General features: G+C 34.2%; 36 protein-coding genes. 1 reads left to right on the forward strand and 35 read right to left on the reverse strand.

What is annotated here, in order from left to right:
* Positions 1–18: 18 nt before the first annotated feature.
* The 35 genes from ACTJIW_RS01745 to rpsL all read right to left on the reverse strand — a co-directional run bounded on the left by ACTJIW_RS01745 (position 19) and on the right by rpsL (position 21,585).
* Complete coding sequence (locus ACTJIW_RS01745; RefSeq protein ID WP_012022473.1) at positions 19–1,296, reverse strand: citrate synthase; 1,278 nt, start codon at positions 1,294–1,296, stop codon at positions 19–21.
* Between the two features lie 153 nt (positions 1,297–1,449).
* Entirely contained in the window at positions 1,450–2,742 is a 1,293-nt protein-coding gene (eno, locus tag ACTJIW_RS01750; protein ID WP_012022474.1) for a phosphopyruvate hydratase, read from the reverse strand.
* 102 nt (positions 2,743–2,844) lie between these two features.
* On the reverse strand, positions 2,845–3,963 hold the full coding sequence (gene carA / locus ACTJIW_RS01755; protein WP_012022475.1) for a glutamine-hydrolyzing carbamoyl-phosphate synthase small subunit: 1,119 nt from the start codon (positions 3,961–3,963) through the stop codon (positions 2,845–2,847).
* Between the two features lie 240 nt (positions 3,964–4,203).
* Positions 4,204–4,695: a 50S ribosomal protein L17 gene (rplQ, locus tag ACTJIW_RS01760; RefSeq protein WP_053470833.1), complete on the reverse strand. Its 492-nt coding sequence runs from the start codon at positions 4,693–4,695 to the stop codon at positions 4,204–4,206.
* Between the two features lie 36 nt (positions 4,696–4,731).
* Positions 4,732–5,724 (reverse strand): DNA-directed RNA polymerase subunit alpha, encoded by a 993-nt coding sequence (locus tag ACTJIW_RS01765; RefSeq protein ID WP_008464329.1) that lies wholly within the window; start codon positions 5,722–5,724, stop codon positions 4,732–4,734.
* Between the two features lie 21 nt (positions 5,725–5,745).
* Positions 5,746–6,351 (reverse strand): 30S ribosomal protein S4, encoded by a 606-nt coding sequence (gene rpsD, locus ACTJIW_RS01770; RefSeq protein ID WP_008464326.1) that lies wholly within the window; start codon positions 6,349–6,351, stop codon positions 5,746–5,748.
* A gap of 92 nt (positions 6,352–6,443) precedes the next feature.
* Positions 6,444–6,827: a 30S ribosomal protein S11 gene (gene rpsK, locus ACTJIW_RS01775; RefSeq protein ID WP_012022477.1), complete on the reverse strand. Its 384-nt coding sequence runs from the start codon at positions 6,825–6,827 to the stop codon at positions 6,444–6,446.
* Between the two features lie 8 nt (positions 6,828–6,835).
* Entirely contained in the window at positions 6,836–7,210 is a 375-nt protein-coding gene (gene rpsM / locus ACTJIW_RS01780; RefSeq protein ID WP_012022478.1) for a 30S ribosomal protein S13, read from the reverse strand.
* Between the two features lie 2 nt (positions 7,211–7,212).
* Positions 7,213–7,329: a type B 50S ribosomal protein L36 gene (gene ykgO / locus ACTJIW_RS01785; protein ID WP_002987490.1), complete on the reverse strand. Its 117-nt coding sequence runs from the start codon at positions 7,327–7,329 to the stop codon at positions 7,213–7,215.
* 12 nt (positions 7,330–7,341) lie between these two features.
* Positions 7,342–7,557, reverse strand: coding sequence for a translation initiation factor IF-1 (infA, locus tag ACTJIW_RS01790; RefSeq protein WP_007136545.1), 216 nt, complete (start codon positions 7,555–7,557; stop codon positions 7,342–7,344).
* A gap of 8 nt (positions 7,558–7,565) precedes the next feature.
* On the reverse strand, positions 7,566–8,912 hold the full coding sequence (gene secY / locus ACTJIW_RS01795; RefSeq protein WP_012022479.1) for a preprotein translocase subunit SecY: 1,347 nt from the start codon (positions 8,910–8,912) through the stop codon (positions 7,566–7,568).
* Between the two features lie 13 nt (positions 8,913–8,925).
* A complete protein-coding gene (gene rplO, locus ACTJIW_RS01800; RefSeq protein WP_012022480.1) occupies positions 8,926–9,378 on the reverse strand; it encodes a 50S ribosomal protein L15 in 453 nt (150 codons plus the stop codon).
* An 11-nt stretch (positions 9,379–9,389) separates the two neighbouring features.
* The gene (gene rpmD / locus ACTJIW_RS01805; RefSeq protein ID WP_012022481.1) at positions 9,390–9,572 is read right to left on the reverse strand and encodes a 50S ribosomal protein L30; all 183 of its coding nucleotides are present in this window, start codon (positions 9,570–9,572) and stop codon (positions 9,390–9,392) included.
* A gap of 11 nt (positions 9,573–9,583) precedes the next feature.
* Positions 9,584–10,108 (reverse strand): 30S ribosomal protein S5, encoded by a 525-nt coding sequence (rpsE, locus tag ACTJIW_RS01810; RefSeq protein WP_085949269.1) that lies wholly within the window; start codon positions 10,106–10,108, stop codon positions 9,584–9,586.
* A gap of 3 nt (positions 10,109–10,111) precedes the next feature.
* Positions 10,112–10,462 (reverse strand): 50S ribosomal protein L18, encoded by a 351-nt coding sequence (rplR, locus tag ACTJIW_RS01815; RefSeq protein ID WP_012022482.1) that lies wholly within the window; start codon positions 10,460–10,462, stop codon positions 10,112–10,114.
* Positions 10,463–10,473: 11 nt separating this feature from the next.
* On the reverse strand, positions 10,474–11,016 hold the full coding sequence (gene rplF / locus ACTJIW_RS01820; protein WP_012022483.1) for a 50S ribosomal protein L6: 543 nt from the start codon (positions 11,014–11,016) through the stop codon (positions 10,474–10,476).
* A gap of 18 nt (positions 11,017–11,034) precedes the next feature.
* Positions 11,035–11,433, reverse strand: coding sequence for a 30S ribosomal protein S8 (gene rpsH / locus ACTJIW_RS01825; protein WP_008464306.1), 399 nt, complete (start codon positions 11,431–11,433; stop codon positions 11,035–11,037).
* Positions 11,434–11,510: 77 nt separating this feature from the next.
* On the reverse strand, positions 11,511–11,780 hold the full coding sequence (gene rpsN, locus ACTJIW_RS01830; RefSeq protein ID WP_008464305.1) for a 30S ribosomal protein S14: 270 nt from the start codon (positions 11,778–11,780) through the stop codon (positions 11,511–11,513).
* Positions 11,781–11,783: 3 nt separating this feature from the next.
* Positions 11,784–12,335, reverse strand: a complete 552-nt coding sequence (rplE, locus tag ACTJIW_RS01835) for a 50S ribosomal protein L5 (protein ID WP_012022484.1) — start codon at positions 12,333–12,335, stop codon at positions 11,784–11,786.
* Between the two features lie 2 nt (positions 12,336–12,337).
* Positions 12,338–12,652 (reverse strand): 50S ribosomal protein L24, encoded by a 315-nt coding sequence (gene rplX, locus ACTJIW_RS01840; RefSeq protein ID WP_008464300.1) that lies wholly within the window; start codon positions 12,650–12,652, stop codon positions 12,338–12,340.
* Positions 12,653–12,663: 11 nt separating this feature from the next.
* Complete coding sequence (gene rplN, locus ACTJIW_RS01845; protein ID WP_007803649.1) at positions 12,664–13,032, reverse strand: 50S ribosomal protein L14; 369 nt, start codon at positions 13,030–13,032, stop codon at positions 12,664–12,666.
* A gap of 2 nt (positions 13,033–13,034) precedes the next feature.
* The gene (gene rpsQ, locus ACTJIW_RS01850) at positions 13,035–13,295 is read right to left on the reverse strand and encodes a 30S ribosomal protein S17 (protein ID WP_012022485.1); all 261 of its coding nucleotides are present in this window, start codon (positions 13,293–13,295) and stop codon (positions 13,035–13,037) included.
* A 17-nt stretch (positions 13,296–13,312) separates the two neighbouring features.
* Positions 13,313–13,504 (reverse strand): 50S ribosomal protein L29, encoded by a 192-nt coding sequence (gene rpmC, locus ACTJIW_RS01855; protein WP_008464297.1) that lies wholly within the window; start codon positions 13,502–13,504, stop codon positions 13,313–13,315.
* 12 nt (positions 13,505–13,516) lie between these two features.
* Positions 13,517–13,942, reverse strand: a complete 426-nt coding sequence (gene rplP / locus ACTJIW_RS01860) for a 50S ribosomal protein L16 (RefSeq protein ID WP_008464295.1) — start codon at positions 13,940–13,942, stop codon at positions 13,517–13,519.
* 19 nt (positions 13,943–13,961) lie between these two features.
* On the reverse strand, positions 13,962–14,720 hold the full coding sequence (gene rpsC / locus ACTJIW_RS01865) for a 30S ribosomal protein S3 (protein WP_012022487.1): 759 nt from the start codon (positions 14,718–14,720) through the stop codon (positions 13,962–13,964).
* 5 nt (positions 14,721–14,725) lie between these two features.
* Positions 14,726–15,139, reverse strand: a complete 414-nt coding sequence (gene rplV / locus ACTJIW_RS01870) for a 50S ribosomal protein L22 (RefSeq protein WP_007803631.1) — start codon at positions 15,137–15,139, stop codon at positions 14,726–14,728.
* A gap of 8 nt (positions 15,140–15,147) precedes the next feature.
* Positions 15,148–15,426, reverse strand: coding sequence for a 30S ribosomal protein S19 (gene rpsS, locus ACTJIW_RS01875; RefSeq protein ID WP_012022488.1), 279 nt, complete (start codon positions 15,424–15,426; stop codon positions 15,148–15,150).
* A gap of 6 nt (positions 15,427–15,432) precedes the next feature.
* Positions 15,433–16,257 (reverse strand): 50S ribosomal protein L2, encoded by an 825-nt coding sequence (gene rplB, locus ACTJIW_RS01880; RefSeq protein ID WP_008464287.1) that lies wholly within the window; start codon positions 16,255–16,257, stop codon positions 15,433–15,435.
* Positions 16,258–16,266: 9 nt separating this feature from the next.
* A complete protein-coding gene (gene rplW / locus ACTJIW_RS01885; RefSeq protein WP_012022489.1) occupies positions 16,267–16,557 on the reverse strand; it encodes a 50S ribosomal protein L23 in 291 nt (96 codons plus the stop codon).
* A gap of 7 nt (positions 16,558–16,564) precedes the next feature.
* Complete coding sequence (gene rplD, locus ACTJIW_RS01890) at positions 16,565–17,194, reverse strand: 50S ribosomal protein L4 (protein WP_012022490.1); 630 nt, start codon at positions 17,192–17,194, stop codon at positions 16,565–16,567.
* On the reverse strand, positions 17,194–17,811 hold the full coding sequence (gene rplC / locus ACTJIW_RS01895; RefSeq protein ID WP_012022491.1) for a 50S ribosomal protein L3: 618 nt from the start codon (positions 17,809–17,811) through the stop codon (positions 17,194–17,196). The genes rplD and rplC overlap by 1 nt, the downstream gene beginning before the upstream one ends.
* A gap of 405 nt (positions 17,812–18,216) precedes the next feature.
* Positions 18,217–18,522: a 30S ribosomal protein S10 gene (gene rpsJ, locus ACTJIW_RS01900; RefSeq protein ID WP_007803605.1), complete on the reverse strand. Its 306-nt coding sequence runs from the start codon at positions 18,520–18,522 to the stop codon at positions 18,217–18,219.
* Positions 18,523–18,532: 10 nt separating this feature from the next.
* The gene (gene fusA / locus ACTJIW_RS01905; RefSeq protein ID WP_012022492.1) at positions 18,533–20,689 is read right to left on the reverse strand and encodes an elongation factor G; all 2,157 of its coding nucleotides are present in this window, start codon (positions 20,687–20,689) and stop codon (positions 18,533–18,535) included.
* 11 nt (positions 20,690–20,700) lie between these two features.
* On the reverse strand, positions 20,701–21,177 hold the full coding sequence (rpsG, locus tag ACTJIW_RS01910) for a 30S ribosomal protein S7 (RefSeq protein WP_012022493.1): 477 nt from the start codon (positions 21,175–21,177) through the stop codon (positions 20,701–20,703).
* Positions 21,178–21,201: 24 nt separating this feature from the next.
* Entirely contained in the window at positions 21,202–21,585 is a 384-nt protein-coding gene (gene rpsL, locus ACTJIW_RS01915) for a 30S ribosomal protein S12 (RefSeq protein ID WP_007136570.1), read from the reverse strand.
* A gap of 182 nt (positions 21,586–21,767) precedes the next feature.
* On the opposite strand from rpsL, the gene ACTJIW_RS01920 reads away from it, so the two are divergent.
* The gene (locus ACTJIW_RS01920; protein WP_440715306.1) at positions 21,768–23,468 is read left to right on the forward strand and encodes a hypothetical protein; all 1,701 of its coding nucleotides are present in this window, start codon (positions 21,768–21,770) and stop codon (positions 23,466–23,468) included.
* Positions 23,469–23,544: the final 76 nt, after the last annotated feature.

A 23,544-nucleotide genomic window follows, 5' to 3' on the forward strand; every position in this document is an offset into this window, starting at 1 on the left:
AAGTGAAGCTTTCGTTTTTTATTTATTAGACTTGAACTCTCTTAAAGGATGTCCAGTATAAATTTGTCTTGGCCTTCCAATTGGCTCTTTATTTTCACGCATTTCTTTCCATTGTGCGATCCAGCCTGGTAATCTTCCGATAGCAAACATTACAGTAAACATATCTGTTGGAATTCCTAACGCTCTGTAGATAATTCCAGAGTAGAAATCAACGTTTGGATATAAATTTCTTGATTTGAAGTAATCATCTTCAAGAGCTGCCTTTTCTAATTTTCTTGCAATATCTAAAATTGGATCTTCAACACCTAAAGTTTCTAAAACTTCAGTTGCTGCTTTTTTGATGATTTTGGCTCTTGGATCAAAGTTTTTATAAACTCTGTGTCCGAATCCCATTAAACGGAATGGATCATTTTTATCTTTCGCTTTTGCTAAGAATTTATCAGTATCTCCACCATCTTTATTAATTTCTTCTAACATTTCAAGTACCGCTTGGTTTGCACCACCATGAAGTGGCCCCCATAAAGCAGAAACTCCTGCAGAAACTGAAGCAAATAAACCTGCATGAGAAGAACCTACCATTCTTACTGTCGAAGTAGAACAGTTTTGTTCATGATCTGCATGAAGAATAAATAACTTATCTAAAGCATTAACAATAACCGGATTTGCTGCGTAAGGACCTGTTGGCAATTTAAACATTAATTGCATAAAGCTCTCAACATATCCTTTTGTATTATCGTAGTAGTTTAACGGATAACCCATAGATTTTCTATAAGTCCAAGTCGCTATCACAAGAAATTTTGCCATTGTTTTACAAATAGCTTCGTACATTTCTTTTTCATTATCAACATTTACCGCTTTTGGATTAAATGCTGTCAAAGCACTTGTTAAAGCTGACAATACTCCCATTGGGTGAGCTGTTTTTGGAAAACCGTCAATAATATTTTTCATTTCTTCGTTTACCAAAGAATGTTTTCTAATATTATTTTCAAAATCTTCTAATTGTGCCGCAGTTGGCAATTCTCCAAAAATCAAAAGGTATGAAACCTCTAAGAAACTAGCTTTTTCTGCTAAATCTTCGATTGAATACCCTCTGTAACGTAAAATTCCTTCTTCTCCATCCAAGAAAGTGATTTCACTTGTACAAGATCCTGAATTTTTATAACCTGGATCAATAGTAATAACACCTGTTAAATCACGTAATTTGTTAATATCGATAGCTGATTCGTTTTCGCTTCCTGTGATTACTGGAAGTTCAATCTTTTTACCATCTATTTCTAATGTAGCTATTTTTGACATAATATATTGGAAATAATTCTTTAAATAATAATTTACCAAATCTAATGAATTTAAGACTAATTAAAAAAAGAATACTGCTATGAATTTGTTAAAACTCCAAAAAAAAACCATTCGTTAGAAAACGAATGGTTTATCTTAATATAACTCTTATGATTATTTAATCTTAAAAGCATTTAAACCAGGAAAATAAGCAGTACTTCCTAATTCTTCTTCAATTCTTAATAACTGATTGTATTTTGCCATACGATCAGAACGAGAAGCAGAACCTGTTTTAATTTGTCCACAGTTTAACGCAACCGCTAAGTCAGCAATTGTATTATCTTCAGTTTCTCCTGAACGGTGAGACATTACAGATGTATAACCAGCGTTTTTCGCCATGTTTACAGCAGCAATAGTTTCAGTTAAAGTTCCAATTTGGTTAACTTTTACCAAGATTGAATTTGCGATTCCTTTTTCGATACCAGTTGACAAACGAGCAACATTAGTAACAAACAAATCATCACCTACTAATTGTACTTTATTTCCAATTTTCTCAGTTAAAGCTTTCCATCCATCCCAGTCATCTTCATACATACCATCCTCGATAGAGATAATTGGATATTTAGCTGCAAGTTCAGCTAAATAATCAGCTTGTTCAGCAGATGTTCTGATTTTTCCAGTTTCTCCTTCAAATTTAGTATAATCGTATTTACCATCAACATAAAATTCAGAAGCAGCACAATCAAGAGCAATCATAATTTCGTCGCCGAAAGTATATCCTGCTTTTTCAACTGCTAATTTAATAGTATCTAAAGCATCTTCAGTACCACCAGCTAAGTTTGGAGCAAAACCTCCTTCGTCACCAACAGCTGTACTTAAACCTCTATCATGTAATACTTTTTTCAAGCTGTGGAAAATTTCAGTTCCCATTTGCATAGCATGTGTAAAAGAAGTAGCTTTTACTGGGAAAATCATAAATTCCTGGAATGCAATAGGCGCATCAGAGTGAGAACCACCATTGATGATATTCATCATTGGAACAGGTAATGTATTAGCAGAAACCCCACCTACATATCTGTATAAAGGCAATCCTAATTCGTTTGCAGCAGCTTTAGCAGCAGCTAAAGAAACTCCTAAAATTGCATTAGCTCCTAATTTAGATTTATTTGGAGTTCCATCTAAATCGATCATTAATTGATCAATAGTGTTTTGTTCAAAAACAGAAGTTCCAACTAATTCTTCAGCAATAACAGTATTTACATTGTTCACTGCATTTAAAACTCCTTTTCCAAGATAAGCTTTACCTCCGTCACGTAATTCAACAGCTTCGTGCTCTCCAGTTGATGCTCCAGATGGAACAGCAGCTCTACCTAAAACTCCGTTTTCAGTTACTACATCAACCTCGATTGTAGGATTTCCTCTGGAATCCAAAATTTGTCTTGCGTGAACTTTAATTATAATACTCATTATTTTTGTTTTTTATTAATAGATTATAGATTTTTTTTCGAAATTATAAAAATATTTAATATTAAAAACGCTTTTTCTCTACTAAACACCTTTATTTATTAACTACATCGTTTTAGACACAGCTAGTTTTATATTCTCAACAAATTGGTCAAATAAATATGACGAATCGTGCGGTCCCGGACTTGCTTCTGGGTGATATTGTACTGAAAAACAATTCTTGTTTTTCATTCTCATACCTGCAACAGTATCATCATTTAAATGTATATGTGTAAGCTCTAATTCCGGATGACCTTCCAAAGCCTCTCTCTTTACAGCAAATCCATGATTTTGAGAAGTAATTTCACCTTTACCTGTTAGAAGATTTTTTACAGGGTGATTAATACCTCTATGGCCTCCAAACATTTTATAAGTCTGTACTCCATTTGCCAAAGCAATAATTTGGTGTCCTAAACAAATTCCGAATAAAGGTCTGTCATCAGCAATGATTTTTTTAGCAACTTCAATTACTCCATGTAACGGATCCGGATCTCCAGGTCCATTCGACAAGAAAAATCCATCTGGATTAAATGAATTCAAATCTTCGTAAGTAGCATCGTATGGAAAAACTTTAATGTAACAGTCTCTCTTTGCAAAGTTTCTTAAAATGTTTTTCTTAATTCCTAGATCAAGTGCAGAAATTCTATATGTTGCATTTTCGTCTCCAACAAAATATGGTTCTTTGGTAGAAACTTTTGAAGCTAATTCTAAACCTTCCATGTTAGGAACATTGGCTAATTCTTTTTTCAAATCCTCAATTGAAGTTCCATCTGTACAAATAACAGCATTCATTGCACCATTATCACGGATATAACTAACAAGAGCTCTAGTATCTACATCTGAAATACAAATTAAATTTTGTTTAGCGAAATAATCTTCTAAACTTCCAGAAGCACCTACCCTTGAATAATTAAAACTAAAGTTTTTACAAACTAAACCAGCAATCTTTACATCTTCTGATTCAACTTCAAGATCATTCACACCGTAATTACCAATGTGAGGATTAGTAGTTACCATAATTTGTCCAAAATAAGAAGGATCTGTAAAAATCTCCTGATATCCTGTCATTCCAGTATTAAAACAAACTTCACCAAAAGTTTTACCGCTGATTCCGATAGATTTACCATGAAAAATAGTTCCATCGCTTAGTAATAAAATGGCGCTTTGTCGTGTTGTGTATTTCATTGTTTAATTTGTATTGTTTTTAATCGTATTATGAAACTTTTAGAGTTCCATTGTAATTAGATATTTTGCAAATTTACTTCTTTAAAAGAGTGCTGCCAAGATTTTTTAAAATTTTCATTCATAAAAATAAAACCTTGACAATGAAATAAGTTAAATTTTACTCTTCTAAAAAAATCAAAAAAAAAGGATAAACTAAAAATTAGCTTATCCTTGATTTCTATAGAATCATTACTTTCATAATTATTCAGAAGCTTCAGTAGTCGATTCTGATTCAGCTGCAGGAGCTTCAGGAGCAGTACCTTCAGCTTTTTTAGCTTTACCACCACGACGGCTTTTAGCTTTTTTAACTTCTTTTTTACCTCCGTTGTAAAGTTCATTAAAATCTACAAGTTCGATCATCGCCATATCAGCGTTATCTCCCAAACGATTTCCAACTTTAATGATACGAGTGTATCCTCCTGGACGGTCTCCTACTTTAGCAGCTACATCTCTGAACAAATCAGTTACAGCATATTTGCTACGTAAGTATGCAAAAACAATACGACGATTGTGAGTCGTATCTTCTTTTGATTTTGTGATTAAAGGCTCAACAAATTGTTTAAGCGCTTTAGCTTTAGCAACAGTAGTATTAATACGTTTGTGCTCGATAAGAGAACAAGCCATATTAGCTAACATAGCTTTTCTATGTCCAGTCTGTCTGCTTAAGTGATTGAATTTTTTTCCGTGTCTCATTGCTATTTTAAATTTAACCCGCCGAAGCGGATTGAATTATTCTTTATCTAGTTTGTATTTAGCTAAATCCATTCCAAAAGTTAAATTCTTCACTGCAACAAGTTCATCAAGTTCAGTTAAAGATTTTTTACCGAAATTACGGAATTTCATTAGGTCATTTTTATTGAACGATACTAAATCACCAAGTGTATCAACTTCAGCCGCTTTCAAGCAATTTAATGCTCTTACAGATAAATCCATATCAACAAGCTTAGTTTTAAGCAATTGTCTCATATGCAATGACTCTTCATCATACGATTCTGTTTGTGCAATTTCGTCAGCCTCAAGTGTAATTCTTTCATCAGAAAACAACATGAAATGGTGAATTAAAACTTTAGCAGCTTCAGTAAGAGCATCTTTTGGATTAATAGATCCATCAGTTTTGATTTCAAAAACTAATTTTTCGTAATCTGTTTTTTGCTCTACACGGAAATTTTCGATTGCATATTTTACATTTTTTACCGGAGTAAAAATAGAATCTGTAAAAATCGTTCCAATTGCAGCATTCTGTTTTTTGTTCTCTTCAGCAGGAACGTATCCTCTACCTTTTTCGATTGTTAAATCGAAGTTCAATTTGATTTTAGAATCTAAATTACAGATAACAAGGTCTGGATTCAAAACTTGAAAACCTGAGATAAATTTTTGAAAATCACCTGCTGTTAATTGATCTTTACCAGAAACAGAAATAGTAACTGATTCATTATCGATATCTTCGATCTGACGTTTGAAACGTACTTGTTTTAGATTAAGGATAATTTCGGTAACATCTTCAACAACACCTGAAATAGTAGAAAACTCATGATCTACACCTTCGATACGAACAGATGTAATTGCATAACCTTCTAACGCTGAAAGCAAAACTCTTCTAAGTGCATTACCAACTGTCAATCCGTAACCAGGTTCTAAAGGTCTAAATTCAAATTTACCTTCAAAATCGGTTGAATCGATCATGATAACTTTATCGGGCTTTTGAAAATTAAATATTGCCATAAATTTCGACTAAGTCAATTATTATTTGTTGTACAACTCTACGATTAATTGTTCTTTAATGTTTTCTGGAATTTGAAGTCTCGCAGGTACAGAAACAAAAGTTCCTTCTTTAAGATCATTGTTCCAGGTAATCCATTCATAAACATGACTTGAATTTGATAAAGAACGCTCGATAGCTTCTAAAGATTTAGATTTTTCACGAACTGCAACTTTATCACCAGGTTTTAGGTGGTAAGAAGGAATGTTTACAACTTCTCCGTTTACAGTAATGTGTCTGTGAGATACAATTTGACGAGCACCTCTTCTAGATGGAGCAATTCCCATTCTAAAAACAACATTATCTAATCTTGCTTCACATAGTTGTAATAAAACCTCACCAGTTACACCTTTAGTAGCTGATGCTTTTTCGAATAAATTTCTGAATTGTTTTTCTAAAATTCCATAAGAATATTTAGCTTTTTGCTTTTCCATTAATTGAACAGCATATTCAGATTTTTTTCCTCTTTTCTTAGCCATCCCGTGTTGTCCAGGTGGGTAATTTCTTTTTTCGAAAGACTTATCATCTCCGAAGATTGCTTCGCCAAATTTACGAGCGATTTTGGTTTTTGGACCAGTATATCTTGCCATTTTAAAAAAATTTTAAGGTAGAGATTATGAATTCAGGTCTAATCCTCCGATAATCTATATTCTACCTTGATTATACTATAAAAATAAAAAAATTAAACTCTACGTCTTTTTGGAGGACGACATCCGTTGTGAGGCATTGGAGTAACATCAATAATTTCAGTAACTTCAATTCCACCGTTATGAATAGAACGGATAGCAGACTCACGTCCGTTACCTGGACCTTTTACATAAACTTTTACTTTTTTAAGTCCTGCCTCAAGAGCTACTTTGCTGCAATCTTCTGCTGCCATCTGAGCTGCGTACGGAGTATTCTTTTTAGAACCTCTGAAACCCATTTTACCAGCTGAAGACCAAGCAATAACTTCACCTTTCTTATTTGTCAAAGAAATGATAATATTGTTGAAAGTCGAAGAAATATGAGCTTCACCCGTTGATTCAACGATAACTTTACGTTTTTTTGCAGTTGCTTTAGCCATATTACTTATTATTTAGTTGCTTTTTTCTTGTTAGCAACAGTTTTTCTTTTTCCTTTTCTTGTTCTAGAGTTGTTTTTAGTTCTTTGACCTCTTAATGGAAGACCAGATCTATGACGAATACCTCTATAACAACCAATATCCATTAAACGTTTGATGTTCAAAGAAACTTCAGAACGTAATTCTCCTTCAATTTTGTAAAATGAAACAGCATCACGAATCGCTCCGATCTCGTCATCATTCCAATCTTGAACTTTTTTATCCTGGCTAACTTGAGCTTTCTCTAAAATCTCAATAGCTCTACTTTTTCCTAATCCGAAGATGTAGGTAAGTGCAATAACACCTCTTTTGTTTTTTGGGATATCTACCCCTGCTATTCTTGCCATAATTATCCTTGTCTTTGTTTAAATCTAGGATTCTTTTTGTTTATCACGTACAATCTTCCTTTTCTACGCACGATAATGCACTCGGCACTTCTCTTTTTTACTGATGCTCTAACTTTCATACTGAATATCTTTTAATATCGATAAGTAATTCTTGCTTTTGACAAATCGTAAGGGCTCATTTCCAATTTCACTTTATCACCAGGTAATAACTTGATATAATGCATTCGCATCTTTCCAGAAATATGAGCAATTACTATATGTCCATTTTCTAACTCCACACGGAACATAGCATTTGATAATGCTTCAATGATTGATCCGTCTTGTTCTATTGCTGATTGTTTTGCCATAAATAATATTAAGCTACTGCTTTTCTATTTTTACCAGTCTTCATTAAACCATCATAATGTTTGTTTAACAAGTATGAATTGATTTGTTGAATAGTGTCTATTGCAACCCCAACCATAATTATTAATGAGGTACCTCCAAAAAACATCGCCCAAGATTGTTGTACATCCATAATACTTACAACAATAGCTGGGAACACAGCAATCAAAGCAAGGAATAAAGATCCTGGGAAAGTTATTAAAGACATCACTTTATCTAAGAAATCTGAAGTTTCAGCTCCTGGACGAACTCCCGGAATAAAACCACCGCTTCTTTTTAAATCATCAGCCATTTTGTTAGTAGGTACAGTGATTGCAGTATAAAAGAATGTAAATACAATAATTAAAGTTGCAAAAACAAAATTATACCAGAAACCAAACATATTACTAAATGCACCAACAATTGATTGTGATGTATCTGACTTAGACAGTCCAGCTACAGCTGCAGGGATAAACATAATTGCCTGAGCAAAAATGATAGGCATAACTCCAGAAGCATTAAGCTTAAGAGGAATCCATTGTCTATTACCACCTGCCAAATCTTGCTCGTAATCACCAGTTGTAGTACGACGAGCGTATTGAACCGGGATTCTACGTACTGCCATAGTAAGCAATACACAAGAAATGATTACTAATAACCACACAATAATTTCAATAACTAACAACATTGGACCACCATTGTTATTGGTAACTCTCGTTGTAAACTCTTGAATAAAAGCTTGTGGTAAACGAGCTAAGATACCAACCATGATTAATAATGAAATTCCATTTCCAATACCTTTATCTGTAATTTTCTCACCAAGCCACATAGCAAAAATTGTACCTGTAACTAAAATGATAACTGACGAGAACAAAAATTCTGGTGAATTAAAGCCTAGTAGAAAAGCACTACCAGGCAATGTTCTGTATAAATTATAGATATAAGTTGGACCTTGAACCAGTGTAATAGCTATAGTCAACCAACGAGTGATTTGATTAATCTTTTTTCTACCACTTTCTCCATCGTTTTGAAGCTTTTGTAAATAAGGAATAGCAATTCCCATTAACTGAACAACAATAGATGCAGAAATATAAGGCATGATACCTAAAGCAAAAACTGAAGCTTTAGAGAAAGCACCCCCAGTAAACATGTCTAGGATAGATCCTAAACCATTTTTAGTTTGTCCCGCTAAACCTGTTAATTGAGTTGCGTCAATTCCAGGAAGCGTAACGTGTGCACCAAAACGATATACTAAAAGTAATCCTAATGTAATTAAGATTCTGTTTTTCAGTTCTTCGATTTTCCAAACATTACTTAGTGATTCAATAAATTTCTTCATCTTAATAGATAAGTTATATAGTTACAGCTTCACCACCAGCAGCTTCAATAGCAGCTTTTGCAGTAGCAGTAAATTTGTGGGCAGTTACTTTTAATTTTGCTTTCAATTCACCTCTACCTAAAATCTTAACGATTTCATTTTTTGAAGCTAGACGATTAGCTACGAAATCTGTCATAGAAACAGAATCTGTAATCACACCATTGTCTACTAATAATTGAAGCGTATCTAAATTAACACCTTCGTATTCTTTACGATTGATGTTTTTGAAACCAAACTTAGGAACACGTCTTTGAAGTGGCATTTGTCCACCCTCAAAACCAATCTTTTTAGAATAACCAGAACGAGATTTAGCCCCTTTGTGACCTCTTGCAGCAGTGCCACCTTTTCCAGAACCTTCTCCTCTACCTACTCTTTTATTTTGATTGTGCGTTGATCCTTCAGCAGGCTGTAAGTTACTTAAATTCATAACAGTATTTGTTATTTAGCTTCTTCTACAGAAACTAAGTGTTTAACTTTGTTTATCATCCCAAGGATAGCAGGATTTGACTCATGCTCCACAACTTGTCCTAATTTACGTAGACCTAAAGCTTCTAAACCTCTCTTTTGAGAAAGAGGACAGTTGATCTTGCTTCTTACTTGTTTTACTAATAATTTAGCCATAATTTCCTTGATTAACCTTTAAAAACTTTTTCTAAAGAAACTCCTCTCTGTTTTGCAACAGTATGAGCGCTTCTCATTTGTAATAAAGCATCAAAAGTTGCTTTAACTACGTTATGAGGATTTGATGATCCTTGAGATTTAGATAATACGTCGTGAATACCTACTGATTCAAGAACTGAACGAACAGCTCCACCAGCAATAACTCCTGTACCATGAGAGGCAGGGATTAAGAATACACGCGCACCACCAAATTTACCTTTTTGTTCGTGAGGAACAGATTGTCCGTTCAAAGGAATTCTAACTAAGTTTTTCTTAGCATCTTCTACTGCTTTCGCAATTGCTTCAGAAACGTCTTTAGATTTTCCTAATCCGTGACCAACTACTCCATTTTCATCACCTACAACTACAATAGCAGAAAAACCAAAAGCTCTACCTCCTTTTGTAACTTTAGTAACACGATTTACACTAACTAGACGATCTTTAAGTTCAAGACCACTAGGTTTTACCAATTCTACATTTTTGTATTTAGACATAATATATTAGAATTTAAGTCCAGCGGCTCTTGCGCCTTCTGCTAATGATTTAATACGACCGTGATATAAATATCCACCTCTATCAAAAGTGATGGTATCTATCCCAGCTTTTAACGCTTTCTCTGCAACTAGTTTTCCAACAGCGGCAGCGATTTCAACGTTAGTACCTTTTGCTATTTCTTTTTCTCTTGAAGATGCAGCTAATATAGTAACTCCATTTACATCATCAATAAGTTGAGCGTAAATTTCTTTGTTACTTCTAAATACAGACAATCTTGGCTTAGCAGCAGAACCACTAATCGTTTTTCTAATTCTGAATTTAATTCTCTGTCTTCTTTCAGATTTTGTTAATGACATAATCTTATATTTTAAGCTGATTTACCTGCTTTTCTTCTTAATACTTCACCCACAAATTTAACACCTTTTCCTTTGTACGGCTCTGGCTTACGGAAACCTCTGATTTTCGCAGCAACTTGCCCTAAAAGTTGTTTATCAAATGATGTTAATTTTACGATTGGGTTCTTACCTTTTTCAGATATTGTTTCTAAACTTACTTCCGGAGCAATTTCTAAAACAATATTGTGAGAATATCCAAGAGCTAAATCTAATTTTTGTCCTTGGTTTGAAGCTCTATAACCAACTCCAACTAATTCTAGTTCTTTTGTGAAACCTTCAGATACACCAACAACCATATTACTGATCAAAGATCTGAATAATCCGTGTTTTGCTCTATGGTCTTTATGATCAGACGATCTTTCTACTAAAACTTGATCGCCTTCAACAGTTACATTTACGTCCGAAAACTCCTGAACTAGTTGACCTTTTTTTCCTTTTACTGTAATAATACCGTCTTTAACTTCTACAGTTACACCAGCAGGGATTACAATTGGGCTTTTACCTATTCTTGACATCTTATCTAGTGTTTAAAATTAGTATACGTAACAAATTACTTCACCACCTACATTTAACTGCTTAGCTTGTTTTCCTGTCATCAAACCTTTTGATGTAGAAACAATAGCAATTCCTAATCCGTTAAGGATTCTTGGTAATTTGGCAGCACCTGCGTACTTACGTAAACCAGGTTTACTAATTCTTTGGATATCTTTAATTACAGGCTCTTTAGTATCTTTATCATACTTTAAAGCAATTTTGATAGAACCTTGAACTGTGTTCTGCTCAAATTTGTAACTTAAGATATAACCTTGATCGAATAAGATCTTAGTTATTTCTTTTTTAAGATTAGAAGCTGGAATTTCAACAACTTTGTGGTTTGCAGCCACAGCGTTACGAACTCTAGTCAAATAATCTGCAATAGGATCTGTATACATATGTATTTGATTGCGATTATGGTTTTCAGGAAGCACCCGCTTCCTGAACCTTTAATCAATTTATAAACTTTTTTAAATTACCAGCTGGCTTTTTTTACACCTGGAATTAATCCATTGTTAGCCATTTCACGGAAAGTTACACGAGAGATTCCGAATTGACGGATATAACCTCTTGGTCTTCCAGTTAATTTGCAACGATTGTGTAAACGAACAGGTGAAGCATTTTTAGGTAATCTTTGTAAACCTTCATAGTCTCCAGCTTCTAATAAAGCTTTTCTCTTTTCAGCATACTTAGCTACCGTTTTCTCTCTTTTCACCTCGCGGGCTTTCATTGATTCTTTAGCCATGTCTTAATTCTTTTTAAAAGGTAATCCTAATTCAGCCAATAATGACTTTGCTTCCTTGTCTGTTTTTGCAGTAGTAACAAATGTAATATCCATTCCTGAAATTTTATTTACTTTGTCAATATCAATTTCTGGGAAAATGATTTGCTCTAAAACTCCAAGATTGTAGTTACCTCTTCCGTCAAAACCAGTAGCTTTAATACCACCAAAATCTCTAACACGTGGTAAAGCAGAAGTAATAAGTCTATCTAAAAACTCATACATTCTTTCGCCACGTAAAGTAACTTTTGCTCCAATAGGCATCCCTTTTCTTAATTTGAAAGACGCAACGTCTTTCTTAGAAATTGTAGATACTGCTTTTTGTCCAGTGATCTTAGTTAACTCATCAACTGCATAGTCAATAAGTTTTTTATCAGATACAGCTGCACCAACTCCACGGCTCAAAACGATTTTTTCAAGTTTAGGAACTTGCATTACGTTTGTATATCCGAACTCTTCTTTAAGAGCAGAGATTACTCTACTCTTATATTCTTCTTTTAGTCTAGGTGTATATGCCATTACTATAGTACTTGATTAGATTTTTTTGAAAATCTTACTTTCTTATCTCCTTCTACTCTAATACCTACTCTAGTTGTTTCCTTAGTTTTAGGATCAATTAAAGCAATGTTAGAAATTTGAATAGAAGCCTCTTTCTTAACGATACCACCTTGAGGGTTTTTAGCACTTGGTTTAGTATGTTTTGAAACCAGGTTTACACCTTCAACGATCGCTTTGTTTTTTTCACGGTAAACACGTAAAACTTTACCTTCAGCACCTTTATGGTCTCCAGCAATAACTCTTACGATATCTCCTGATTTTATTTTTAGCTTTATCATCTTAAAACGAATTAAAGCACTTCTGGTGCTAATGATACAATTTTCATGAATTGTTTTTCACGAAGTTCTCTTGCTACCGGACCAAAAACACGAGTTCCTCTCATTTCCCCTGCAGCATTCAAAAGAACACATGCATTGTCATCGAAACGGATATAAGAACCATCAGCTCTTCTCACTTCTTTTTTAGTACGCACAACAACTGCAGTTGAAACCGCTCCTTTTTTTACGTTTCCGTTTGGAGTTGCATCTTTGATAGAAACTACAATTTTGTCACCAACAGAGGCATATCTTCTTTTAGTACCTCCTAAAACACGAATAGTTAAAACTTCTTTAGCTCCCGTGTTATCTGCTACTTTTAGTCTTGATTCTTGTTGTACCATAATTATTTAGCTCTTTCTAAGATTTCAACTAATCTCCAACATTTCGTTTTACTTAAAGGACGCGTTTCGCTAATTCTTACAGTATCACCAATGTTACAGTCGTTTGTTTCGTCGTGTGCAACATATTTCTTAGTTTTCAACACGAACTTACCGTATAATGGGTGTTTTACTTTTCTTACTTCTGAAATAACGATAGATTTATCCATCTTATTTGAAGTAACAACACCTATTCTTTCTTTTCTTAAATTTCTTTTTTCTTCCATCTTTCAGCAGAATACAATTATTGTAACTCTCTTTTAGTTAACTCTGTAGCTAATCTAGCAACTGTTCTTCTAACGCTTCTAATTTGAAGTGGGTTAGCAATTGGAGAAATAGCGTGAGCCATTTTTAGGTCAGCATATACTTTCTTAGTTTGACTAAGCTTTTCTTGCAACTCCGCTGCAGAAAGATCTTTTATTTCTGATTGTTTCATAATAAATATAAATTATGCTTCGAAATCTCTAGCAACGACGAACTTAGTTTTTACTGGAAGTTTTTGAGCTGCAAGACGTAAAGCCTCTTTTGCAACTGACAATGGAACCCCTCCAACTTCAAACATAATTCTTCCTGGTTTAACAACAGCAGCCCAATATTCAACTGCTCCTTTACCTTTACCCATACGTACTTCAAGAGGTTTCTTAGTGATAGGTTTGTCTGGGAAAATTTTAATCCACAATTGTCCTTCTCTCTTCATGTAACGAGTTGCAGCGATACGCGCAGCTTCGATTTGACGTGAAGTTAAGAACATTCCATCTTCATGCACAGATTTAATACCAAACATTCCATTTGAAAGTTCATGCCCTCTTTGAGAGTTACCCTTCATTCTACCTTTTTGTACCTTACGGTATTTTGTTCTTTTAGGCTGTAACATTTTTCTTTAGTTTAAAAATTTACTTTCTTTTACGAGCGTCTGGTTTTCCACCTTTATTAAAGTTAGATTTACCTCTAGGGGCATCTCCACCTTTACCACCGCCAGTACCAGATTGTTTTTTATCCATTCCAGCAAGCGGAGAAAGATCTCTCTTTCCATAAACTTCACCTTTCATGATCCATACTTTGATACCCATTCTACCGTAAGTAGTGTGAGCTTCAGCCAAAGCATAATCAATATCAGCTCTGAAAGTTGATAGAGGAATTCTACCTTCTTTGAAACCTTCAGAACGCGCCATCTCAGCACCATTCAGACGACCAGAAATCAAAACTTTGATACCTTCAGCGTTCATACGCATAGAAGCAGCAATAGCCATTTTGATTGCACGTCTGTAAGAAATACGGCTTTCGATTTGACGAGCGATGCTTGTCGCCACAAGATAAGCATCTAACTCAGGTCTTTTAATTTCAAAGATGTTAATTTGAACCTCTTTATCAGTAACTTTCTTAAGTTCCTCTTTTAACTTGTCTACCTCTTGTCCGCCTTTTCCGATAATGATACCAGGTCTAGCAGTAGTGATAGTAACGGTTACAAGCTTTAAAGTTCTCTCGATGATTACTTTAGATACACTAGCTTTTGATAAACGAGCGTGGATATACTTTCTGATTTTGTGATCTTCAGCTAATTTATCGCCGTAATCATTTCCACCATACCAGTTTGAGTCCCATCCTCTGATGATACCAAGTCTATTTCCAATTGGATTTGTCTTTTGTCCCATGCTGCTTAAGAATTGCTTTGTGTGTTATTGATAGCTCCAAGCACGATTGTTACGTGATTAGAACGTTTTCTTATTCTGTGTGCACGACCTTGTGGAGCTGGACGAAGTCTTTTTAACATCATTCCACCATCTACTCTGATCTCTTTAACAAATAATCCAGCTTCTTCTAAATTACCTTCACTATTTTTTTGCTCCCAGTTGTTGATTGCAGATAATAATAGTTTTTCTAATTTTCTTGAAGCTTCTTTAGAACTGAATCTTAAGATGTTAAGTGCTCTTTCTACCTTCTGACCTCTTACCAAGTCCGCTACTAAGCGCATTTTTCTAGGTGAAGTAGGGCAGTTATTCAATTTTGCGAAAGCGATAGACTTATTAGCCTCTTTTCTCGCATCTGCTGTTTCTCTTTTACGAACTCCCATTGCTTCTTTTATTTTTTACCTTTATTTTTTGCTCCAGCATGACCTCTAAAAGATCTAGTTGGCGAAAACTCTCCTAATTTGTGACCTACCATGTTTTCTGTTACGTAAACTGGTACAAATTGACGACCGTTATGAACTGCGATAGTTTGTCCAACGAAATCTGGAGTAATCATAGAAGCTCTAGACCAAGTCTTAACTACACTATTTTTACCACTTTCTACGTTTTCTTGAACTTTCTTGTCTAATTTATAATGAACGAAAGGTCCTTTTTTTAATGAACGTGCCATATCTTATTATTTCTTTCTACGTTCTACGATATACTTGTTACTCGGGTTTTTCTTAGAACGAGTTCTGTAACCTTTAGCTGGCAATCCGTTTCTTGAACGTGGGTGCCCTCCAGAAGAACGTCCTTCACCACCTCCCATAGGGTGATCAACTGGGTTCATCGCTACTGGTCTAGTTCTAGGTCTTCTTCCTAACCATCTTGTTCTACCTGCTTTACCAGATACAACTAATTGGTGGTCAGAGTTAGAAACAGCTCCAATTGTAGCCGAACAAGTTAACAAGATTAATCTTGTTTCTCCAGATGGCATTTTAATTGTTGCGTATTTCCCGTCTCTTGCCATTAACTGAGCAAAAGTTCCAGCTGAACGAGCAATTACAGCTCCTTGTCCTGGACGTAACTCAATACAAGATATAACAGTTCCAAGAGGAATTCTGCTTAAAGGTAAAGTATTACCAATCTCTGGTTGAGATTCTGGACCAGAAACTAATTTCTGACCAACTTTCAATCCGTTTTGAGCGATAATGTAAGTTTTCTCTCCATCAGCATAAGCTAATAAAGCGATAAACGCAGTACGATTTGGATCGTATTCGATTGATTTCACTGTAGCTGGAATTCCATCTTTAGTTCTTTTGAAATCAATAATACGATATCTCTGCTTGTGACCACCACCCGTATAACGCATGGTCATCTTTCCTTGACTATTTCTACCTCCTGAGTTTTTTATCGGCGCTATCAAAGAGCGTTCCGGCTTATCAGTTGTAATAGCGTCATAACCATTCACAACTCTAAATCGCTGACCCGGGGTAATAGGTTTTAATTTTCTTACTGACATTTTTCTATCTTAGATATTGTTGTAAAAATCAATTGTTTCTCCTTCTTGTACTTGAACAATTGCTTTTTTGATTGCATTTGTCTTTCCACTGATTAAACCACTTTTAGTGTATTTAGTAGATCTGTCTGGTCTCACATTCATTGTGTTAACAGAAACGATAGTTACTCCATAAGCAGCTTCAACAGCTTTCTTAATTTGAACTTTGTTTGCTTTTTTGTCAACAACGAATCCGAAGCGGTTAAGAACTTCACTTTCTTTGGTTACTTTTTCAGTTACTATAGGTCTAATTATGATACTCATACTCCTATTATTTACTTAAATTTTCTTCAATTAACTCTAAAGAACCCTCCAAAAGCACTAAATTATTAGTGTTTAATATTGCGTAAGTGCTTAATTCTGAGCTAGTTACGACATTAGAAGCCTTTAAATTGCGTGACGACAAATATACATTTTTATTTGACTCACCCAACACAAATAGAGATTTTTTATTTTCTAACCCTAAAGCTTTCAAAACGTTAATGAAATTTTTAGTGTTTGGCGCTTCAAAATTAAAGTCTTCAAGAACGATAATATTCGACTCTTTTGCTTTGATAGAGAAAGCTGATTTTCTAGCCAATCTTTTTAAGTTTTTATTCAATTTGAATGAATAACTTCTTGGCCTTGGCCCGAAAACTGTTCCTCCACCTTTAAACAAAGGATTCTTAACACTTCCCGCACGAGCCGTACCCGTACCTTTTTGCTTTTTAATCTTACGCGTACTTCCAGTTACTTCAGCTCTTTCTTTAGCTTTATGAGTACCTTGTCTTTGATTAGCAAGATATTGCTTAACATCAAGATATACTGCGTGATTGTTCGGTTCAATTGCGAATACTGAATCAGAAAGTTGAACTTTTCTTCCAGTATCTTTTCCGTTGAAATCTAATACTTTTACTTCCATTACTTCTGAATGATTACGTAAGAGTTTTTGTGTCCTGGAATACATCCTTTAACAACAAGTAGATTCTTTTCAGCAACTACTTTTAAAACTCTAAGGTTTTGAACTTTTACATTATCTCCTCCCATTCTTCCAGCCATACGCATTCCTTTGAATACTCTAGATGGATAAGAAGATGCTCCTACAGAACCTGGTGCTCTTAAACGGTTGTGCTGACCATGTGTAGCTTGTCCAACACCACCAAAACCGTGACGTTTAACAACACCTTGGAAACCTTTACCTTTAGACACACCTTGCACGTCTACAAACTCTCCTTCTTCAAAAATAGAAACATCAATAAGATCTCCTAATTTTTGCTCAGTTGCAAAATCTTGGAATTCAACGACTTTTTTCTTAGCAACAGTTCCAGCTTTTTTAAAGTGCCCTAAAGCAGCTTTAGTAGAATGTTTCTCGTTTTTGTCATCGAAACCAAGTTGCAACGCTTCATACCCGTCAACCTCGTTGGTTCTGACTTGGGTAACAACACATGGTCCAGCTTCGATTACTGTACAAGGAATGTTTTTCCCGTTTTCGTCGAAAATACTAGTCATGCCGATTTTTTTACCAATTAACCCAGACATAAATATTAATTATTAATTACTAAAATTCCCTTCAATTTGAAAATAACAGAAATTTCCAAACAGGGAGTGCAAAAGTAGACATTAAAATTGAATATACCAAACAGTTACAAAAATTAAATCGCTCATAATCAAAATCCAAGCTTCAAACCAGCATCAAAAACAACTTTTTCCAATCTAATTCTTCAAACTCTTTTACTCTTTTACAATCGACTTACGCTTAACAATTAATTAATAAAACAACAACAAAAATCATTCGAATAGCTTTAAAACAAAGGGCTTTACAAAAATTGGCAAAAAAAATATTAAACTTACAACATTTTAAAATCACACAAAAAAGCCCATAATTCAAAAACAAAAAAAGCGAGACATTTCTGACTCGCTTTTTATATAAAAAATATAATAAAATTATACTTTAATCTCTACTTCAACACCACTTGGTAACTCAAGTTTCATTAAAGCATCAATAGTTTTAGATGAAGATGAATAAATATCAATCAATCTCTTGTATGACATTACTTCAAATTGCTCTCTCGCTTTTTTGTTAACGTGCGGAGAACGCAACACAGTGAAAAGTTTTTTGTGAGTTGGCAACGGGATTGGACCTGTTACAACCGCTCCAGTAGTTTTTACTGTTTTCACGATCTTTTCAGCAGATTTATCTACCAACATGTGATCGTAAGATTTTAGTTTTATTCTGATTTTTTGACTCATTTTCTTAAAATTAAGCGTTACCTTTTGCTTTTTTGATTACCTCTTCTGAAATATTAGAAGGTGTTTCTGCATAGTGAGAAAACTCCATTGTAGAAGTAGCTCTACCAGAAGATAATGTTCTTAATGTAGTTACATATCCAAACATTTCTGATAAAGGCACATCTGCCTTAATAGTTTTTGCACCATTTCTATCACCCATATCATTAACCTGACCTCTACGACGGTTCAAGTCACCTACGATATCACCCATGTTTTCTTCTGGAGTAATAACTTCGATTTTCATGATTGGCTCAAGAATAACAGCTCCAGCAGCACGTCCTGACTCTTTATAACCCATTCTTGCAGCTAACTCAAAAGATAATGCATCAGAATCCACAGGGTGGAAAGATCCATCAGTTAAAGTTACTTTTAAACTATCCACAGCATATCCTGCTAACGGACCAGTTTTCATAGCTTCTCTAAATCCTTTTTCAACAGCAGGGATATATTCTTTAGGAACGTTACCACCTTTTACAGCATTGATAAATTGTAATCCAACTGGAACTTTACCATCAACTTCATCAGCAGGCTCAATTGTAAATACGATATCACCGAATTTACCACGACCTCCAGATTGTTTCTTGTAAGTCTCTCTATGTGTTGCAGATCTTGTAAACGCTTCTTTGTATTCAACTTGAGGCTCACCTTGGTTTACTTCAACTTTAAATTCACGCTTCATACGATCTACTAAGATATCTAAGTGAAGCTCACCCATACCAGAAATAATTGTCTGCCCTGAAGCTTCATCAGTTCTAACTGTAAATGTTGGATCCTCTTCAGCTAATTTAGCTAAAGCCATACCCATTTTATCAACGTCAGCTTTTGTTTTTGGCTCAATAGCAATACCAATTACAGGATCCGGGAATTTCATAGATTCCAATACAATTGGATTCTTTTCATCACAAAGAGTATCTCCTGTTTTAATATCTTTAAATCCAACAGCAGCTCCAATATCTCCAGCCTCAATAAATTCGATTGGATTTTGCTTGTTCGCGTGCATTTGGTAAATACGAGAAATTCTTTCTTTATTTCCAGAACGAGTATTTAAAACATAAGAACCTGCATCTAAACGCCCAGAGTAAGCACGGAAGAAAGCTAAACGACCAACGAATGGATCAGTAGCAATTTTAAATGCTAAAGCAGCAAATGGCTCTTTAACATCTGGCTTACGCAAGATTTTAGTTTGATCCTCTTCTAATAAATCAGCATCATCAGGATGAATACCTTCAATACCTTCTTTATCTAAAGGAGATGGTAAATATTTACAAACTGCATCCAACATAAATTGAACACCTTTGTTTTTGAAAGACGAACCAGCAAGCATTGGAATAATTGCCATATCAATAGTAGCAGCTCTTAATGCATTGTTGATTTCTTCTTCTGAAATAGAATTTTCATCTTCCATGTATTTATCCAAAAGATTCTCATCATAAGTAGCAATCTCTTCAATAAGAATAGAACGATAGTGTTTTACTTCGTCAACCATATCAGCAGGGATATCAACGATATCAAAAGTAGCCCCTTGTGTTTCATCATGCCATACAATAGCTTGATTTTTTACTAAGTCAACAATACCTTTAAAATCTGCTTCATCACCAATAGGCAAAGTAATTGCAACCGCATTCGATTTCAACATATCTTTAACCTGTCCGCATACAGCTAAAAAGTTAGCCCCTTGACGGTCCATTTTGTTTACGAATCCCATACGAGGAACTCTATATTGATCTGCAAGTCTCCAGTTAGTCTCTGATTGAGGCTCAACACCATCAACAGCACTAAACAAGAAAACTAAACCATCAAGTACACGTAAAGAACGGTTTACCTCTACAGTAAAGTCAACGTGCCCAGGAGTATCAATAATATTGAAGTGATAAGGTAATGATTGAGGAATAACTTTTCCCTGCTCAGTTGGAAAGTTCCAAGTACAAGTTGTAGCAGCAGACGTAATTGTAATACCTCTTTCTTGCTCTTGCGCCATCCAGTCCATTGTTGCAGCACCATCGTGTACCTCACCAATTTTGTGTGATTTTCCAGTATAAAAAAGAATACGCTCAGTAGTTGTTGTTTTACCAGCATCAATGTGAGCAGCAATCCCGATATTTCTTGTATATTTTAAATCTCTAGCCATTTCTTTACGAATTAAAATCTAAAGTGAGAGAATGCTTTATTAGCCTCTGCCATTTTGTGAGTATCCATTCTTTTCTTAACCGCAGCACCTTCTTCTTTAGCAGCAGCTAAACACTCTGATGCTAAACGTTGTGCCATAGATTTTTCATTTCTTCTTCTAGCATAAAGTATTAACCACTTCATAGCCATAGAAATTTTTCTGTCCGGACGAATCTGCATTGGGATTTGGAATGTAGCTCCACCAACTCTACGGCTACGCACTTCTACGTGAGGCATAACGTTTGTTAAAGCATCTTTCCAAATTTCTAATGAAGTTTTTTCATCATTTTGCTTTTTAGTTTCGATGATATCAATAGCATCATAAAATACTTTAAAAGCTGTAGATTTCTTACCATCCCACATTAAGTTATTCACAAAACGTGTTACTAATTGGTCGTTAAACCTAGGATCCGGTAAAAGTGGTCTTTTCTTTGCCGCTCTTTTTCTCATGTCTTTTTCTTAAAAGTTTTTAAATTACTTTTTTGCTTCTTTTGGGCGTTTAGCACCGTACTTAGATCTTCTTTGCGTTCTTCCCGCAACACCTGACGTATCAAGCGCTCCACGAACGATATGATATCTAACACCTGGTAAATCTTTTACCCTTCCGCCTCTAACTAATACTATCGAGTGCTCTTGTAGATTGTGTCCTTCTCCAGGAATGTAAGCATTCACCTCATTACCATTTGTCAAACGCACACGCGCAACTTTACGCATTGCAGAGTTTGGTTTTTTTGGTGTAGTAGTGTAAACACGCGTACAAACCCCTCTTCTTTGAGGACAAGAATCTAAAGCAACCGATTTACTCTTCTTAGTTATCTGAGTTCTTCCTGTTCTTACTAATTGTTGAATTGTTGGCATAATTAATACTAAAAATTAATATGATATTAAATTCCCGCTTTTTACGGGGTTGCAAATGTATAAAATAAATTTCACTATACAAACGTTAATCTATTAATTTTCAACAACATTATTTAATTGTATGTTTTTACAAACAAACAATAGATATTTGCATCACATATAACCAAACAAAACCTTTATTCTTGAAACTATTTTTTCAAACCTTCTTTTTCATTTTAATAAGCACCTCGGCTTACACTCAAAACTTTTACCTAAAAATAAACGGTTCGAATATCCTTGAAAACAAAACTATTGACTCTTTATCCTACAAAACAATCCACCATAACACGAAATCACTTTTCGACGAAATTAAAAACATTTCTAAAAAACTTTCAAAAGAAGGCTATATAGACAACAAGATTATTGAAACTAAAAAAACAAATGACAGTACATACATTTCCGTTTTCGAATTAAAAAACAAAACAAAATACATTCATATATATATAGGTACAAATTATACCATTTCTAATTTTAAAAAGAAACAAAACGACACCGTAATCATACCTTATAGTGAAATCGAAAGCTATCTAGAAAAAGAAACTTCAATTGCTGAAAAATCAGGTTACTCACTCAACAAAATCAAACTAGAAAACATTCAAAGAAAAAACGCAATAATTTATGCTGATCTGAATTTCAAAAAAGAAAAAAAACGAGTCGTAAATTCAATCATCCTAAATTACACAAATCAGAGTTCAACCGATTTCTTTCCTAAAGGTCATCTAAAACAACTCAACAAAAAATATCTAAATAAAACTTTTAATCAAGAAATATTAAAAGAGCTTTACGAAGACATTAATAATTTTGAGTTTGTTTCACAAACAAAATATCCTGAAATACTTTTTACGAATGACTCTACAAAAATCTATACTTATATAGAAAAAAGAAAAGCAAACACTTTTGACGGTTTTATTGGATTTTCAAACAATGAAGACAAAAAAATAAGATTGAATGGCTACTTAGACGTTTCATTAATAAACACTCTCCATGCTGGGGAACATTTTTCATTATACTGGAAAAGCGACGGAAATCAACAAAAAACTTTTAACACCAAATTAGAAATACCCTACATATTTAAAACTTCGCTCGCAATAAAGGCACAGTTAAATATTTTTAAACAAGACAGCACTTTTCAAAATACAAAAACAGCTATCGAACTGGGATATCTCTTAAATTACAATTCAAAAATTTACTTAGGCTACCAAGCAACAGAATCAAGCGACATCCAAAACACAAACAATTCAAAAATAAGCGACTTTAAGAATTCATTTATTACATCAAATTACGAATACAAGAAAATTGACCATACCAACACTCTTTTTCCATTAAAGTCTTTTTTTAACTGCACACTAGGATACGGAAAAAGAAACACCAACAACTTGCCAGAAACAGCAGAACCAAGCAGTCAATTTTACACAAATCTAAATTTAGCATACAACATCGAACTGAACAAGAAGAATTTAATATACATCAACCCACAACTTCTTTATCTAAAAAGCACAAATTACATAAACAATGAACTATTTCGCTTTGGAGGAATGAGTTCGATTAGAGGATTTGCAGAAAACAGCTTACAAGGCAACAGTATAAATTTACTATTAACAGAATATCGCTTTCTGGCAAATCAAAATCTTTATCTTCATTCAATTTTAGATTACGGCTTATACCAAGACCAAACATCTCCTGAAAATAAGAAATTCAACAATCTAGTTTCAATCGGAATAGGCGTTGGAATATTAACATCCAACGGACTTCTAAAACTAACAATAGCAAACGGTACAATAAACAATAGCAATATTAAATTTTACAATAGCATTTTAAACTTATCCTATAATGTAAAATTCTAATTCAAACACCATAAAACACAAACACCTGAGAGTTAAAAAAAGATATTAACCTCTAAAAAAACACAATTAAAACCTC

Origin of the sequence: Flavobacterium sp. 22659 (assembly GCF_052044235.1) — a bacterium.
Classification (GTDB): domain Bacteria; phylum Bacteroidota; class Bacteroidia; order Flavobacteriales; family Flavobacteriaceae; genus Flavobacterium; species Flavobacterium johnsoniae.